Origin of the sequence: Micromonospora sp. DT227, from assembly GCF_049841835.1 — a bacterium.
Classification (GTDB): domain Bacteria; phylum Actinomycetota; class Actinomycetes; order Mycobacteriales; family Micromonosporaceae; genus Micromonospora.
On the sequence record NZ_JBNCLA010000014.1, the window covers coordinates 15,481 to 30,922 of the forward strand.

A 15,442-nucleotide genomic window follows, 5' to 3' on the forward strand; every position below is an offset into this window, starting at 1 on the left:
CGGCGCTCGGAGGCACGACAGAGAAACGCCGTCCTTTCCAAGAGGGGAATTATCTCTGTGTCCATCCAAACTGGAGACGTTCGGAAACCGTTCGCCGAACGCGTCGCGAGCTGGTCCGTACGCCATCGATGGCCGGTGCTGGTCGGCTGGCTCGTCCTGGTCGTGGCCACCGTCCTCGGCAGCTCGCTGATCAGCGGCAACGGCGCACCGGCCCATGATCCCGGCGAGTCCGGGGTGGCCCAGCAGGCGCTACGCGACCAGCCGGAGTACCTACCCATCCGGGAGAACGTGCTCATTCATCCGAGCGGGTCGGGTGGCTCAGGGTTCGCGTCGGACCCCGAGGCACGGGCGGCCGCGGCCGAGGTGGTCGACGAGCTGCGCGAGATGCCGTCCGCGGTGTCCGACGTCCGCTCACCGCTGGACCCGGCCGCACCCGGACAGGTGTCCGCGGACGGCCGGTCCGGGCTGGTCACCTTCGTCGTCGCCGGGCCCGACGACGCGATGCTCGACAACTACGAGAAGGCGACCGACGCGGTCAGCGCCGTCGCGGCCAAGCACACCGGCGTGCGCATCGACCAGGCGGGCGACCGGAGTCTCTCCGCCACGGTGGACGACGCCATCAAGAAGGACTTCAAGACCGCCGAGACCACGTCGCTGCCGCTGACGATCCTGATCCTGCTGGTCGTGTTCGGGTCGCTGATCGCCGCCGGCATCCCGCTGCTGCTCGCCGCGACCACCGTGGCCGCCGCCATGAGCGTGCTGTCGGTGGTCGACCTGGTGGTCCCGATCAACAGCGCCACCTCGTCGATGATCCTGCTGATCGGCGTGGCCGTGAGCGTCGACTACTCGCTGTTCTACCTGCGCCGGGAACGGGAGGAACGGGCCGCCGGCCGGGAGACCGGCGCCGCGCTGGAGATCGCCGCCCGCACCTCGGGACGTGTCGTGGTCATCTCCGGGCTGACCGTCATGCTCTGCGTCGGCGGCCTCTGGATGACCGGCCTCGACAACTTCCGCGGCCTCACCATGGGCACGATCACCGTGGTCGGTCTCGCCGTCATCGGCTCGGTGACCGCGCTGCCCGCGCTGCTGGCCATCCTCGGCCATCGGGTGGACCGGGCGCGGGTGCCGTGGCTCGGCCGCCGGCGCACGGTCGCGCGGGAGTCGCGCTTCTGGACGGCCGTGGCCCGCAACGTCGTGCGCCGCCCGCTGCTCTGGGGCACGGTCGCGGTCCTCGTACTGGTGGGCCTGATGGTGCCGGCGCTCGACATGCGGCTCCAGGACGCCGGACCGACGAACAGCCTGCCGCGCAGTGTGCCCGCCGTCGACGGCGCGGTCCGGATGCAGGCCGCGTTCCCCGGAGCGGCCGCGCCGGAGCAGGTGGTCGTCTGGGGAGCCGACGCCGCAAGCCCGCAGATGACGGCCGCGACCGACGAGCTGCGCCGGCGGATCGGCGCCAGCGGAGGACTGCTGCACGAGCCGGTGTCGGTGATGCGGGTGGGTGAGGCGCTGGTGGTCCGGGTCCCGCTCGACGGCAACGGCACGGACCAGCGCTCCAATCAGGCACTGCGCGAACTGCGGCAGGAGGTGCTGCCCGCGACGTTCGGCAAGGTGCCCGGTGCGAAGTTCGCGGTGGCCGGCAAGACGGCGTTCGCGTACGACTTCACCCAGCAGGTACGGCAACGCATGATCTACGTGTTCGCCTTCGTGCTGCTGCTCGCGTTCGTCCTGCTGAGCCTCGCGTTCCGGTCCTGGTGGCTGCCGGTCGCCTCGATCGTGCTCAACCTGCTGTCGATCGGCGCGGCGTACGGCGTGCTCACCTGGGTGTTCCAGGACGGGCATCTGAGTGGCCTGCTGGGCTTCACGGCGTACGGCGGTATCACCGACTGGCTGCCGCTCTTCATCTTCGTGCTGCTGTTCGGGCTGAGCATGGACTACCACATCTTCATCCTCAGCCGGGTCCGCGAGCGTCGGGCGGCCGGTGCTGACGCCCGCACGGCGATCGTGAGCGGTGTCGGTGCGAGCGCCGGCGTGGTGACCAGCGCCGCCGCCATCATGATCGGCGTCTTCTCGGTCTTCGTGACGCTCTCCGCCATCGAGTACAAGATGCTGGGTGTCGGCATGGCGGTGGCGATCCTGATCGACGCGACGGTGGTGCGTGGTGTGCTGCTGCCGGCCGCGCTGGCGCTGCTGGGTGACCGCGCCTGGTCGCGCCGGAGCCTTTCCCGGGAACGGGAGCTGAAGACCGACCAGGCCGAGCCGGAGGTCTACGCGCACGCCCACTGACCCCGGGCACTGAGCCGACCCGCGCCCCCGCGACCACCGTCGCGGGGGCGCGATAGGTTCGGTACCGGAGAAATATAGTCCGCTCCGGACGCTTGGAGAGGTGACTGACACCTCCGCCGTGACGCGGCCGCCGAGCCTGCTGGCCCTCTACGACCCGCAATGGAAACTCGACCCGTACGCGCTGTATCGCGCGATGCGGACCGACGGCGTCGTGGTGTGGGACGAGTGGATGCGGACCTGGCTGGTCCTCGGCTACGAAGAGATCGTTCAGCTCTCCAAGGACGAGCGGCTCACGGGCGCGCGTGTCGAGTCGTTCTACGAGCAGCTGCCGGCCAGCGCGCGTACCGAGATGAAGCCGCTCAAGACGGCGCTCGCCGACATGATGCTGTTCAACGAGCCGCCTCGGCACACCCGGCTGCGGCGGCTCATCAAGCCGGGCCTGACCCCGCGCTTCATCCGCGAGCTGCGACCACTCGTCCAGGAGATCGCCGACGACCTGCTCGACCAGGTGGTCGGCAGCGGGCGGATGGACGTCATCCGCGACTTCTCGGAACCGCTCACCCGCCGCGTCGTCGGCAGGCTGGCCGGGGTGCCGGACGATGCGCTGCACCTGCTGAGCGACTGGCCCGGCCTGCTGCACGAGTTCTTCACGCAGTCGCGCAAGGCCGTGCCGCGCATCAACGAACTGCGGGCCGTCTTCGACCGGCAGACCGCGGCGCGCCGGGCCGGCACCGCCGACGACCTGTTCAGCCGGATGATCGCGGGACAGCTCGATGACGCGGACTACACCGACGACGAGGTCTTCGCCAACTTCCTGCTGCTCATCGACGCCGGGCAGGCCACCACCACGCACGTCATCGGCAACGCGGTGCTGGCCCTCATCCAGCAACCGGACCAGCAGTCGCTGCTGCGTGAACGGCCCGAGCTGGCGAACGGCGCCGCGTACGAGTTCCTGCGTTACGACGGCTCGGTGCAGTTCACCTCCCGGGTGGCGCTCGACGACCTGGAGATCGGCGGCCGGCACATCAGGCGGGGCGACACGGTCACGCTCGTCCTCGGCGCGGGCAACCGAGATCCTGAGCACTACCCCGACCCGGACCGGCTCGACGTGGCCCGCCGCGCGGCCGACCAGCTGTCCTTCGGGCACGGGATCCACTACTGCCTCGGTGCCGCCCTGGCCGTGACCGAAATCGAGATCGGCATCGCTGCCCTGCTGCGCCGGGCCGGCGACCTGCACACCGTCGACGCCGAGCCGGACTGGCTGGAGAGCGTCAACTTCCGGTTCCTGCAGCGGCTGCCGATCACGTTCACCCCCCTCGGCTGACCCGCGACGACGCGAGGAGATCGACATGACAACCGAAGCCGTACCGACCTCGGCGCTGGTGGCCCGGCACGCCGCGACGCGACCCGCCGCGGTGGCGTTGGCCGACGGCGACCGGGAGGTCACCTACGCCGAACTCGACAGCAGCGCCGACCGCCTGGCGGGACTCCTGGTGGAGCAGGGGCTGCGGCCCGGTGACCCGGTCGGTGTGCTCCTGCGCCGCCGCGCGGAACTGGTGATCGCCCTGCTCGCGATCTGGCGGGCCGGCGGGGCCTATCTCCCGCTCGCGCCCGACCATCCGGCGCAGCGCCTCCGCGACCTGCTGGCCGGCAGCGGCACCCGGCTCGCCCTGACCGAGGCGGACACGCGGGCGCCCGTGGAGGCCGTCGGTGCCCGCGCCGTCGTGCTCGACGACGCCCTCGCCACGTCCGCGCACCGCCCGGCCGAACCCGCCCTCCGTCCGATCGACCGGGACTCGGCCGCCTACGTCCTCTTCACCTCGGGATCCACCGGACGACCGAAGGGCGTCGTGATCCCGCATGCCGGTTTCGACAACCAGCTCGCCTGGCGGGTCCGCTGCCACGGCTTCGGCGCCGCCGACCGGGTGCTCTTCAAGACGCCTGTCACCTTCGACGCGGCGGGCTGGGAGATCTTCGCGGCCCTGCGCGCCGGAGGCACGGTGGTGGTGGCGCCCGACGGCGCGGAGCGCGACCCGGCGTCGCTCGTGCGCCTGGTCGCCGAGCACGGCGTCACCGTGCTGCAGGTGGTGCCGTCCCTGCTGCGCGCGCTCGTGCACGAGACGGGCTGGGACCGCTGCACCGGGCTGCGGCTGCTGTCCAGCGGCGGTGAGCAGCTGACGGCCGAGCTGGTGCAGGACTTCCTGGCGGAGGTCGAGGACCACACCGAGCCGGTCACCGTCTGGAACACGTACGGCCCGACGGAATGCTCGATCGAAGCCGTGGCGCAGGAGGTGGACCCGCTGCAACGGTCCGGGCCGGTGGCGATCGGCCGGGCCATCGAGGGCATCCGCACCGTCCTGGACGGCGACGAGGGCGAGCTGCTCCTCGGTGGCGTCGGCCTGGCGCACGGATACCTCAACGACGCGGCGCTGACCGCCGAGCGCTTCGTGCCCGACCCCGCCGGCGACGGCGCGCGGCTCTACCGCACCGGTGACCGGGTGCGCCGCCGCGCGGACGGCGCTCTCGAGTTCACCGGTCGCCTCGACGACCAACTCAAGATCAACGGCGTGCGGATCGAACCCGGCGAGGTCGAGGCCGCGATGCTGGAGCACCCAGCGGTACGGGCGGCGGCGGTCTCGGCGTATCGGGCGCCGAGTGGCGCGATGCGGCTCGCGGCCTACCCGGTCGCCGCGCCCGGAGCCGACCTGACGACGCTGTCGGGCTTCCTGGCGACGCGGCTGCCCGCCACCCACCTGCCGGCCGCGATCGTGCCGATGGACGCCCTGCCGAGCACGTCGAGCGGCAAGGTCGACCGCAGGGCACTGCCCGTACCCGACACCGGATCCGAGGAGACCTCCGACGCGCCCGCGTCGCCGGAGGAGTCGCGGATCGCCGGCCTGTGGCGCGAGGTGCTGGGCGTCGACCGGGTCGAGCGCGACGACGACTTCTTCCGGCTGGGCGGCTCCTCACTTCAACTGGTGCAGCTGGCCAACCGCCTGCGCTCGGCGTACGGCCGCACGATCGCGCTGGACGCGTTGCTGTCGCCGGCGACCGTGACCCGGCACGCCGAGCTGGTCGAGGCCGCCCGCCACGACCACCACCGGATCGAGCGGGCGCCGCGCGAGGGCGGCCTGCCGCTCTCCGCCGGCCAGCAGCGGATCTGGCTGCTGGACCGCCTCGACCCGGGCAGCCGGGAGTGGGTCTCGGGCGTCTTCCTGACGGTCCCGGCCGGCGTACCCGAGTCGGCGGTGCGGCAGGCGCTCGACGCGCTGGCCGCCCGACACGAGTCGCTGCGTACCCGGTACGCCGTCGTCGACGGCGAGCCGAAGCAGTACGTGCAGGAGCCGCGCCCGGTCCCGCTGCGGACCGTCGCCGTGCCCCGCGCGGGGCTCGGCGACGTGCTCGCCGACGCCACCGGTGCGGGCTTCGACCTGGAACGTGGCCACCTCGTGCGGGCGCTGCTGCACACCGACCCGCAGACCGTCCCGGACGGTTCACGGACCCTCGTGTTGCTCGTGCACCACATCGCGAGCGACGGCTGGTCGTCCGCGATCCTGACCCGCGAGTTCGACGAGCTGCTGGCCGGCCGCGGCGCGGACCTGCCCGAGCCGCCGATCCAGTACGCCGACTTCGCCGCCTGGGAACGCGCCGCCGCCGACGCGCCGGCGCGCCGCGCGGACCTGGACCACTGGCGCGCGGACCTGGCCGGGGCCACCGCCACCGAGCTGCGCACCGACCGGCTCCGCCCGGCCGTCCGCGACAGCGCCGGTGCCGTCGTCCCGTTCGCGATCCCTGAGCCGCTCGCCCGGTCGATGACCGAGCTGGGCCGCGACAGCGACGCCACGGCGTTCATGACCATGCTGACCGCCCTCGCCGTGCTGCTGGCCCGCTACACCGGGCAATGGGACGTCGTGGTGGGCGCACCGGTCGCCGGCCGCAGCCGGCCGGAGACCGAGAACGTGGTCGGGTTCTTCCTCAACAGCGTGGTGCTGCGCTGCCGGCTCGACGGCGCGATGACGGTCGCCGAGGCGCTGGAGCGGGTGCGGGACGTCTGCAAACAGGCGCTCTCGCACCAGAGCCTGCCCTTCGACGAACTGGTCGCCGATCTCGCGCCGCCGCGCGACTCGTCCCGTACCCCGCTGTACCAGGTGGCGTTCGACTTCCACGGCGCCGAACTCTCGGGCGCCCCCGAGGACGAGGCGGACCTGGACACCCTGGTGCACGCCTCCCGGGTCGCCAAGACCGACCTCACGCTCTACGTCCGGCCGCAGCCGGACGGCGCGATGGTCGGCCTGCTGGAATACGCCACGTCGCTGTTCGAGCGGGCAACGATCGAGCGGATGGCCGGGCAACTGATCGAACTGGTGTCCGCGATCTGCGCGCACCCCGCCGGTCGCCTGTCGGAGCTGGACTTCCTGCCGGCCGGCGAGCGGGAACTGCTGACCGGGTACCGGTCGGTCCCGGCGCGGACCGGCGACGTCACGGTGCTCGACGGCTTCGAGCGGCAGGCGGCGGCCACGCCCCGGGCGATCGCGGTCGTCACCGACCAGGATGAGCTGACGTACGCGGAGCTGGACGCGGCCGCCAACCGGTTCGCGCACCACCTGCGGTCTGCGGGCGCCGGGCCGGAGTCCACCGTGGGTGTCCTGCTCGACCGCGGGCCGGTGCTGCCGGTGGCGCTGCTGGGGATCTGGAAGGCCGGCGCGGCGTACCTGCCGCTCGACCCGCAGACGCCGGCGGCCCGGGCCGGGCTGGTACTCGCCGACGCGGGCGCCCGGCTGCTGGTCACCGCGCAGTCCCACCTGGACCGGCTCGGCGACGCCGGGCACGACGTCGCCGTGGTCGCGGTGGACCGGGACGCCGCCGTGATCGACGCCGCCGACGCGCGGCGCCCGGAGCGGGACACGGCTGTCGAGGCGCTCGCCTACGTCATCTACACCTCCGGGTCGACCGGTTCGCCCAAGGGGGTCCAGGTCACCCACTCCGGCCTGGCCGGGCACGTCAACTGGGCGGTGCAGGACCTCGCGTCCCGCGGCACGGGCGGCGCGCCGGTGTTCCTCTCGGTCGCCTTCGACCTGGTGGTGCCGAACCTGTGGGCGCCGCTGCTGGCCGGGCAGGCCGTCCGGCTGCTGCCGCAGGACCTCGACCTGACCGAGCTGGGCGGCCGGCTGCTGGCCGCGGGATCGTTCTCCTTCATCAAGCTGACCCCTGGCTACCTCGACATCCTCCGCCACCAGCTCGACGCCGGCCAGATGTCGGCGCTGGCCGCGACGATCGTGGTCGCCGGCGAGGAGCTGCCGGTCCCGCTCGCCGACGCGTGGGCCGCCGCGCTGGGCCCGGAGAATCTGATCAACGAGTACGGCCCGACCGAGACGACCGTCGGCGCCAGCATCCATCCGGTGACCGCGCCCGTGCGCGGTGAACGCGTGCCGATCGGCCGCCCGCTTCCCGGCGTCACCCTGCACGTGCTCGACGATCGGCTGGCGCCTCAGCCGATCGGGGTGGTCGGTGAGCTGCACGTCGGCGGCGCCGGCGTGGCCCGCGGCTATGCCGGGCGACCGGCGGCGACCGCCGAGCGGTTCCTGCCGGACCCGTCCGGGCCGCCCGGCTCGCGGATCTACCGCACCGGCGACCTGGCCCGGTTGCTGCCCGGCGGCACGATCGAGTTCCTCGGCCGGCGGGACGAGCAGGTCAAGGTGCGCGGGTACCGGATCGAACCGGGCGAGGTGGCCGCGGTGCTGCGCGATCACCCGGCGGTACGCACCGCTGCCGTCGTGGTGAACGGCACGGGCGAGGCCGCCGCGCTCGTCGCGTATGTCGTCCCGGCCGATCCCGCGGCCGTTCCGGCGGACCTCGCGGCCTTCTGCGCCGAGCGGTTGCCGGCCTACCTCGTGCCCGCCGCCTTCGTGCCGCTGGCCGGGCTGCCGCTGACCGCCAACGGCAAGCTGGACCGCGGCGCGCTGCCGCCGGCGACCGCGCCGGCCGAGGCGGCACCGAGCGCCTCGGTCAGCGGCGTCGTGCAGGAGCGCATCGCCGAGATCTTCGCCGAGCACCTCGGCGTGCCGGTCGACGCCGGCACCCACTTCTTCGCCGCGGGCGGCAACTCGATCCTCGCGATCCGGGTCATCGCCGCGATCCAGGCGGCGTTCGACGTTCCCCTGTCGATGCGAACGATCTTCGACGGGGACACGGTCGCCGAGATCGCCGCGGCGGTCGAGCAGGCCGTCACCGCGGAGATCGCCGGCATGTCCGATGAGGAGGTCGTGGCCAGCAGTTCTGACGCGTAACCGGACCGTACCCCCAGCAAAGAAAGGCTTCTGATGTCCGAGAACACCTATCAGCCGGCGATCCTCGCGTTCCTGCGGGAGCAGTTCCCCGACGCCGTGGACGACGGCCCGATCACCGAGACCACTCCGCTGATGACGTCCGGGGTGCTCGACTCGCTGCGGATCGCGGTCCTCATGACCTTCATCCGGGACCGTCTCGGCCTGCTCGTGCCGCTCGAGAAGATCGACGCCGAGAACTTCGCAGACGTACGCTCGATCGCCGCTCTGCTCGACGAGGCCGACCCGGTTCCGGCGGCGACGGGAGGCCGGCGGTGACCGCCGACTACGACGTCGTGGTCGTCGGCGGCGGGCCCGCGGGCTCCACGATGGCCTCCTACCTGGCTCAGGCCGGCATCTCGGTGGCCGTCATCGAGGGCGCCGTCTTCCCGCGCGAGCACGTCGGTGAGTCGCTCGTCCCCGCCACCACGCCGGTGCTCGTCGAGATCGGCGCGATCGGCCGGATCGACGAGGCGGACTTCCCGAAGAAGTACGGCGCCTCGTGGACCTCGGGGCTCTCGGGATACATCCCGTTGCTCGGACACGACGGGCTCAGCCACGGCTGGACCGCCGACGTCCAGTTCGTCGAGCGCAACCAGCCGGGTGTGGACCGCGACTACACGTTCCACGTCGACCGGGGGCGGTTCGACGCCATTCTGCTCAAGCACGCGCAGGAGAGCGGCGCGACCGTCTTCAACGGCATGCGGGTGCACCGGGTGAACTTCGACGACCCGGAGCTGGTCTCGGTCGAGTGCAGCGCCGGTCCGCGCCGGTTGACGTACACCGCCCGGATGGTGGTCGACGCGTCGGGCCGGCAGACGATGCTCGGCCGGCAACTGCGCACGAAGGTCGCGGATCCGGTCTTCGACCAGTACGCCGTGCACAGTTGGTTCGAAGGGCTGGACCGCCGGGCCCTCGCGCCCACCGAGGCGCAGGCGGACCACATCTTCGTGCACTTCCTACAGGTCAAGGACAGTTGGGTCTGGCAGATCCCGATCACCGACAAGGTCACCAGCGTCGGCGTGGTCAGCCAGAAGAGTCGCTTCCGCGAGTTCGGCGGCGACCAGGACGGCTTCTTCTGGGACATGGTGGCCAGCCGGCCCGACCTGCACGACGCGCTCAAGAACGCGCAGCAGGTCCGGCCGTTCAAGACCGAGGGCGACTACAGCTACTCCATGAAGCAGATCTGCGGCGACCGGTACGTGCTGGTCGGCGACGCGGCCCGGTTCGTCGACCCGATCTTCTCCAGCGGCGTCAGCGTGGCGCTGAACAGCGCCCGCATCGCGGCGCAGGACATCATCGCGGCGCACCAGGCGGGTGACTTCGGCAAGGAGCGTTTCGCCACGTACGAGAACAAGCTGCGCCGCGCGGTGAAGTACTGGTACGAGTTCATCTCCATCTACTACCGGCTGAACGTGCTCTTCACCGCGTTCGTCCAGGACCCGCGCTACCGCCTCGACGTGCTGAAGATGCTGCAGGGCGATGTCTACGACGGCGAGGAGCCCAAGGCGCTGGCCGCCATGCGCGAGGTGCTGGCCACGGTCGAGGGCAACCCCGACCACCTGTGGCACAAGTACCTCGGCACGCTGAAGGCGCCGACCGCGGCGCCGAGCTTCTGACCCACGGAAAGGGCCGGGCCGGGATTCGCTCCCGGCCCGGCCCTTTCGGTGCGTAGGCCGCGCGGATCAGGCGGCGAGTCGCGTCGCCAGGTGATCGGCGATCCCCGAGATGCTCGGCTTCTGCCAGAGCAGGGCGGTCGGCAGCGGCTGACCGAACCGCTTCTCCAGGCGCCGCCGGATGACGATGGTCATCACCGAGTCGAGTCCCTGTTCCACAAGTGAGCGCCGGGGGTCGAGCGAATCCACCGGCATCCGCATCTCGGCGGCGATGTCGCTGCTCACCTCGTCCAGGAGACGCTCGCGCAGCTCGCCGGCGTCGAGACCGGCGAGACCGAGGTCCTCCTCCGCGGCCGGACCGGCCGCCTCGGCGACGGCCACCTCGCTCAGCAGCGCGATCGGCTCGGTCACCTCCGCGCCCGGCAGCATCCGCAGGACCGGGTAGTGGCCCGGGCCGCGCTGCTGCGCGTAGTCCCACGCGGCGAACGCCTCGGCGGGGGAGACGGGCGTGGTGCCGCGGGACCGCAACTCCTGGTCGACGGTCTCGTTGACGGCCATGCCCTGGCCACGCCACGACGTCCAGCCGAAGCTGATCACGTCGCCGCGGTGGGTGGCGAGCGCGTCCAGGAACGCGTTGGCGGCGCCGTACGATGCCTGGCCCGGCAGGCCGAGCAGCTGGCCGCACGACGAGAACAGCACGAAGAAGTCGAGGCTGCCCGGCGGGAACGTCCGGTGCAGCGCCCAGGCGCCGGCCACCTTGGGGTGCAGCACGGTGCGCAGCGACGGCTCGTCGACCGCGTGCGCCATCCGGTTGTCGAGGACGCCCGCGGCGTGGACGACGCCGCAGATCGGGGGCATGCCGAGCGCGTCAGGGGCGAGGGCCCGCGCCACCGCGGCGGCGTCGGCGATGTCCAGGCCGATCACCTTGACGGTGACACCCGACCCTTCCAGTTCGCGGACGCCGCGAATCCGCCGCGCCGTCTCGGTGTCCTTCGTCGTGTCCCAGTCGGCCCGGGCGGGCAACCCGGTCCGTCCCGCCAGCACGATGCGCCGTGCGCCCCGCTCGGCCAGCCACCGGGCGACGTCCAGGCCGAGCACACCGAGGCCGCCGGTGACCAGATAGGTGCCGTCGGCACGGCAGGCGAGCGGCCCGCCCGCAGGCTCGCGGTCCGTGCGCACCAGGCGGGCGGCCCGCGCGACGCCGTCGCGTACGGTCACGACCTCCTCGCGCCGCCTTCCGCGCAGCACGGCGAGCAGCGTGGTGATCTCCGCGGCGGGGTCGCCGGCGGGCAGGTCGACGATGCCGGCCCACTGCTCCCCGTACTCGCCGGCGAGCACCCGGCCGAGCCCCCACGCCGGCGACTGGGCCAGCGCGGCCGGCGACTCGCTCTCCAGCACCCCGGTGGTGAGGCACCGGACGCGCCGGTCCCGCGCCAGCAGCCGCTGTGCGGTGCCGAGCAGGTCCCACGTGGCGCGGGCCGCCTGCTCCGGCAGATCGGCGTCGGCGCCCGGGACGGGACCGGCCACCAGGACCACGTCCGCCGACTCGCCGCCCGGCAGCACGGTGTCCTCCGGTGCCGTGTCGGCGACGTCGACCGTGACGCCCGCCGCGCGCAGCGCGCCGGCCAGTGCGCCGGTGCGATCCGGGTCGCCGACCAGCACCAGGGCGGGCACCGGGCCGGTGTCCTCGTCCGCCGTGAGCTCGCGCCAGCGCAGCTCGTGGACCAGCTCCCCGGGCGCGGCGGTGGCCAGCGTGTCGTCGTCGACGGCGGCGTAGGCGAGCCCGGTGATCTCGGCGCGACCGTCCGTGCCCGCGCCCTTGACACGCACGTCGAGGCGGTTCGGCGCGGACGGATCGCGCACCACGTGGATGTCGGCGACGGCCGGCGGCGTGCCCGTCACCCGGACCCGGTCGACGCCGGCCACCATGCGCAGCACGGGCTCGCCGGGCAGTGCGGTCGGCGCGACGGAGAACGCCGCGTCGAGCACCCCGGCCCACGAACTCGTGTCGCCGACGGTGACCCGGGCCCGCAGCGCGTCGTCGCCGCGTAGCAGCTCCTCGACATCCCAGTCGAAGGCCATCGTCGGCACGCCGACCCCGGCCAGGTACTCCCGCACGCCGCCCGGCTCTGCCGCCCGCCAGCGCGTCCGGGGCAGCGCCGCGGCCGCCACCCCGTCGTCGAGAGCGGCGGTCGCCGTCGCGTGCACGAGCCAGACGCCGTCCTCGCCCGGCGACCGGGACACCAGCCGCAGGCCGGATCCGTCCCGGACCACCTGAACCTCGCGGCGCTCCTGAGCCACCAGGGGCAGCCGCAGGGACACCTCGGTCAGCACGGTGCGGTCCGCGCCGCCCGCGCCGAGGAACGTGGTCAGGTAGACGGCCGCCGGCGCGATCTCGACACCGCCGATGGTGTGGCTGCCGGGATAGGGCCGGCTCTCCCGGTCGAGGTCGGTACGCCAGACCTCGATCTCGGACGGACCGGCCACCGTGGACGCGGCGCCCAGCAGCGTGTGCGACGCCGGGTCGTGCGGGCGCCGGCCGCCCGGGCCGGAGACGGCGGTCTCGTGCCAGTGGGGTCGGTGCTGCCACGGGATGCCGGGCAGGTCGGCGTGGCCACCTGCCGGTTGGAGGCGATCCCAGTCGAGCGCGATGCCGTGGCAGTGCGCCAGGCCGGCCGCGGCCAGCAGGGTGGCCCGCTCGGGCTGGTTGCGCCGCAGGGTGGTGCCGACGAACGCGTCCGGGGCGTCGGTCTCGCCGAGCGTCTCGCGGATCGAGTGGGCGACCACCGGGTGCGCCGAGACCTCCAGGAAGGCCCGGTAACCGTCCTCGACGGCGGCCCGGACCGCGTCGGTCAGGCGTACGGGCTGACGCAGGTTGGTGGCCCAGTACGCGCCGTCCAGCGTCCCGGCGCCGCGGCTGTCGGCCAGCGCCGTGCTGTACATGGGCAGCCGGGGCTTGCCGGTGTCCAGGTCGTCCGCGGCGGCGGCGAGATCGGCGAGCAACGGATCGGTCTGCGGGCTGTGGAACGCGACGTCCGAGGCGACCCGCCGGACGGTGACGTCATCGGCGCCCCACCGCTCGATCAGCTCCTCGACGGCCTCCGGCGCACCGGACACGACAGTGGAGAACGGTGACGCCGCGATGCCGGCGGCCACGTCGTCGCGTCCGCGCAGGCGTTCCTCGACATCGGCGAACGGCAGGGCGACCATGGCCATCGCGCCCTGACCGGCGATGCGGCGCAGCAGCTTGGAGCGCCGGCAGCTGAGCCGCGCGCCGTCGTCGAGGCTGAGCGCACCGCTGGTGACGGCGGCCGCCAGCTCACCGACCGAGTGGCCGATGACGGCGTCCGGGCGTACCCCGTAGGAACGCCAGACCGCCGCCAGGCCGACCTGGACCGCGAAGATCATCGTCTGGATCCTGTCCACGCTCTCCAGGTCGCCGTCGACCAGGACCTGCCGCGGCGAGAAGCCGATCTCCGCCTGGAAGATCGGCTCCAGCCGGTCGATGACCTCGGCGAACGCAGTCTCACCGACCAGCAGATCGCGGCCCATCCCGGCCCACTGCGCGCCGTGGCCCGAGAAGACCATGACCAGGCCGCGTCCCGAATCGTCGCCGGGCGAGCCGAGGACGGCATCCCGGTCCTGCTGGCCCTCGGCGACCAGCCGCAGCCGTTCGACGAGCTCGTCGCGGCCGGTGGCGACGATCGCCGCCCGGTGTCCCAGGTGCGAGCGGCGTACGGCAAGGGTCCGGCCGACCGCGTCGAGCGGGAGCGTCTCGTCCTGGGTGAGCTGGTCGGCGAGCGCCTCCGCGCGCTGCGCCAGCGCCGGTGGTGAGCCGGCCGACAGCGGATACAGCCGCGGCCCGGTCGCGTCCGGGGCACCCGGGGCCGAGGCGTCCGTCCGCGCCGCGGTGTCGACCGGCGCCTGCTCCAGCACGACGTGCCCGATCGTGCCCCCGTATCCGAAGCCGGAGACGCCGCACCTGCGCGGCGAGTCATGGTTCGGCCACGGCGTGGGCTCGGTGACCACGCGCAGCCCGGAGCCGCTCCAGTCGATCAGGGGATTGGGCTCGTGGAAGTTGAGGCTCGGCGGCAGCGTCCCGTGGTGCAGCGCCAGCGTCGCCTTGATCAGGCTGGCGATGCCCGCGCCGGCCTCCAGGTGGCCGATGTTGGGTTTGACCGAGCCGATCAGGCAGGGCTGCCCGGCCGGCCGGCCGCTGCCGTAGACGGCGCTCATCGCGCCCGCCTCCAGCGGGTCGCCCAGCCGGGTGCCGGTGCCGTGGGCCTCGACGTAGTCGACCGACGCGGGGTCCACTCCGGCGCGGCGGCACGCCTCGGCCAGCAGCCTGCGCTGGGCGTCGCCGTTGGGCGCCATGATGCCGCCGGTGCGGCCGTCCTGGTGGACCGCGCTGCCCCGGATCACCGCGAGGATCCGGTCGCCGTCGCGTTCCGCGTCGTCGAGCCGCTTGAGGACCAGGACGCCCCCGCCCTCACCCCGTCCGTACCCGTTGGCCTCGGCGTCGAACGGCTTGCAACGCCCGTCCGGCGCGGTCGCGCCGGCGGCCTGCAACGTGAGCGTCAGGCCGGGGGAGACGATCAGGTTGACGCCGCCGACGAGGGCGATCCGGCACTCGTCGTCGCGCAGCGCCTGGGTGGCCAGGTGGGTGGCGACCAGCGAGGCCGAGCACGCGGTGTCCACGGCGACGCTGGGCCCGTGCAGGTCGAGCGCGTACGAGATGCGGTTCGCCGCCGCGCACATGGCGCTGCCGATGCCCGTCCACGCCTCGATGGACGGCAGGTCCTCCAGCATCCGGCGGCCGTAGTCGTCGGAGCCCACGCCGACGAAGACGCCGGTGTCCCCGCCGGCCAGGTCGTGCGGCGGGATGCCGGCGTGTTCCAGCGCCTCCCAGGTCACCTCGAGCAGTAGCCGCTGCTGCGGGTCCATGAGCTCGGCCTCGCGCGGCGAGAGCCCGAAGAACGCCGCGTCGAAGACGTCGATGTCACGCAGAAAGCCGCCCGGGACGGCGGCCTGGCGGGCGGCGGTGGCGTGGTCCGGGCCGACGTCCTGATACGCCGCCCACCGTTCGGTGGGCGGGTCGCCGATGCCGTCCCGGCCGTCGACCAGCAGCCGCCAGAAGTCGTCGGCGCCGTGGACGTCGCCAGCGAACCGGCAGCCGGCGCCGATGACGGCGATCGGCGCGATGTCGGATGTCCCCATCAG

The 15,442-nt window shown here is 73.2% G+C and carries 6 protein-coding genes; 5 read left to right on the forward strand and 1 reads right to left on the reverse strand.

Annotation, left to right across the window (positions count from 1 at the left end; genetic code table 11):
- Positions 1–135: 135 nt before the first annotated feature.
- From ACLQ2W_RS31200 to ACLQ2W_RS31220, 5 genes are all read left to right on the forward strand, one after another.
- The gene (locus ACLQ2W_RS31200) at positions 136–2,283 is read left to right on the forward strand and encodes an MMPL family transporter (RefSeq protein ID WP_425791137.1); all 2,148 of its coding nucleotides are present in this window, start codon (positions 136–138) and stop codon (positions 2,281–2,283) included.
- 100 nt (positions 2,284–2,383) lie between these two features.
- Positions 2,384–3,607: a cytochrome P450 gene (locus ACLQ2W_RS31205; protein WP_425791139.1), complete on the forward strand. Its 1,224-nt coding sequence runs from the start codon at positions 2,384–2,386 to the stop codon at positions 3,605–3,607.
- A gap of 25 nt (positions 3,608–3,632) precedes the next feature.
- Positions 3,633–8,570 (forward strand): amino acid adenylation domain-containing protein, encoded by a 4,938-nt coding sequence (locus tag ACLQ2W_RS31210; RefSeq protein ID WP_425791141.1) that lies wholly within the window; start codon positions 3,633–3,635, stop codon positions 8,568–8,570.
- A 33-nt stretch (positions 8,571–8,603) separates the two neighbouring features.
- Positions 8,604–8,885 carry an acyl carrier protein gene (locus ACLQ2W_RS31215; RefSeq protein ID WP_405090142.1) on the forward strand — a complete coding sequence of 94 codons (282 nt, stop codon included), beginning with the start codon at positions 8,604–8,606 and terminating at the stop codon, positions 8,883–8,885.
- Positions 8,882–10,225: an NAD(P)/FAD-dependent oxidoreductase gene (locus tag ACLQ2W_RS31220; RefSeq protein ID WP_425791143.1), complete on the forward strand. Its 1,344-nt coding sequence runs from the start codon at positions 8,882–8,884 to the stop codon at positions 10,223–10,225. Before ACLQ2W_RS31215 ends, ACLQ2W_RS31220 begins: the two co-directional genes overlap by 4 nt.
- 66 nt (positions 10,226–10,291) lie before the next feature.
- Here the strand turns inward: ACLQ2W_RS31220 and ACLQ2W_RS31225 are convergent, their stop codons facing one another.
- Positions 10,292–15,439 (reverse strand): type I polyketide synthase, encoded by a 5,148-nt coding sequence (locus tag ACLQ2W_RS31225; protein ID WP_425791145.1) that lies wholly within the window; start codon positions 15,437–15,439, stop codon positions 10,292–10,294.
- Between the last annotated feature and the right edge of the window lie 3 nt (positions 15,440–15,442).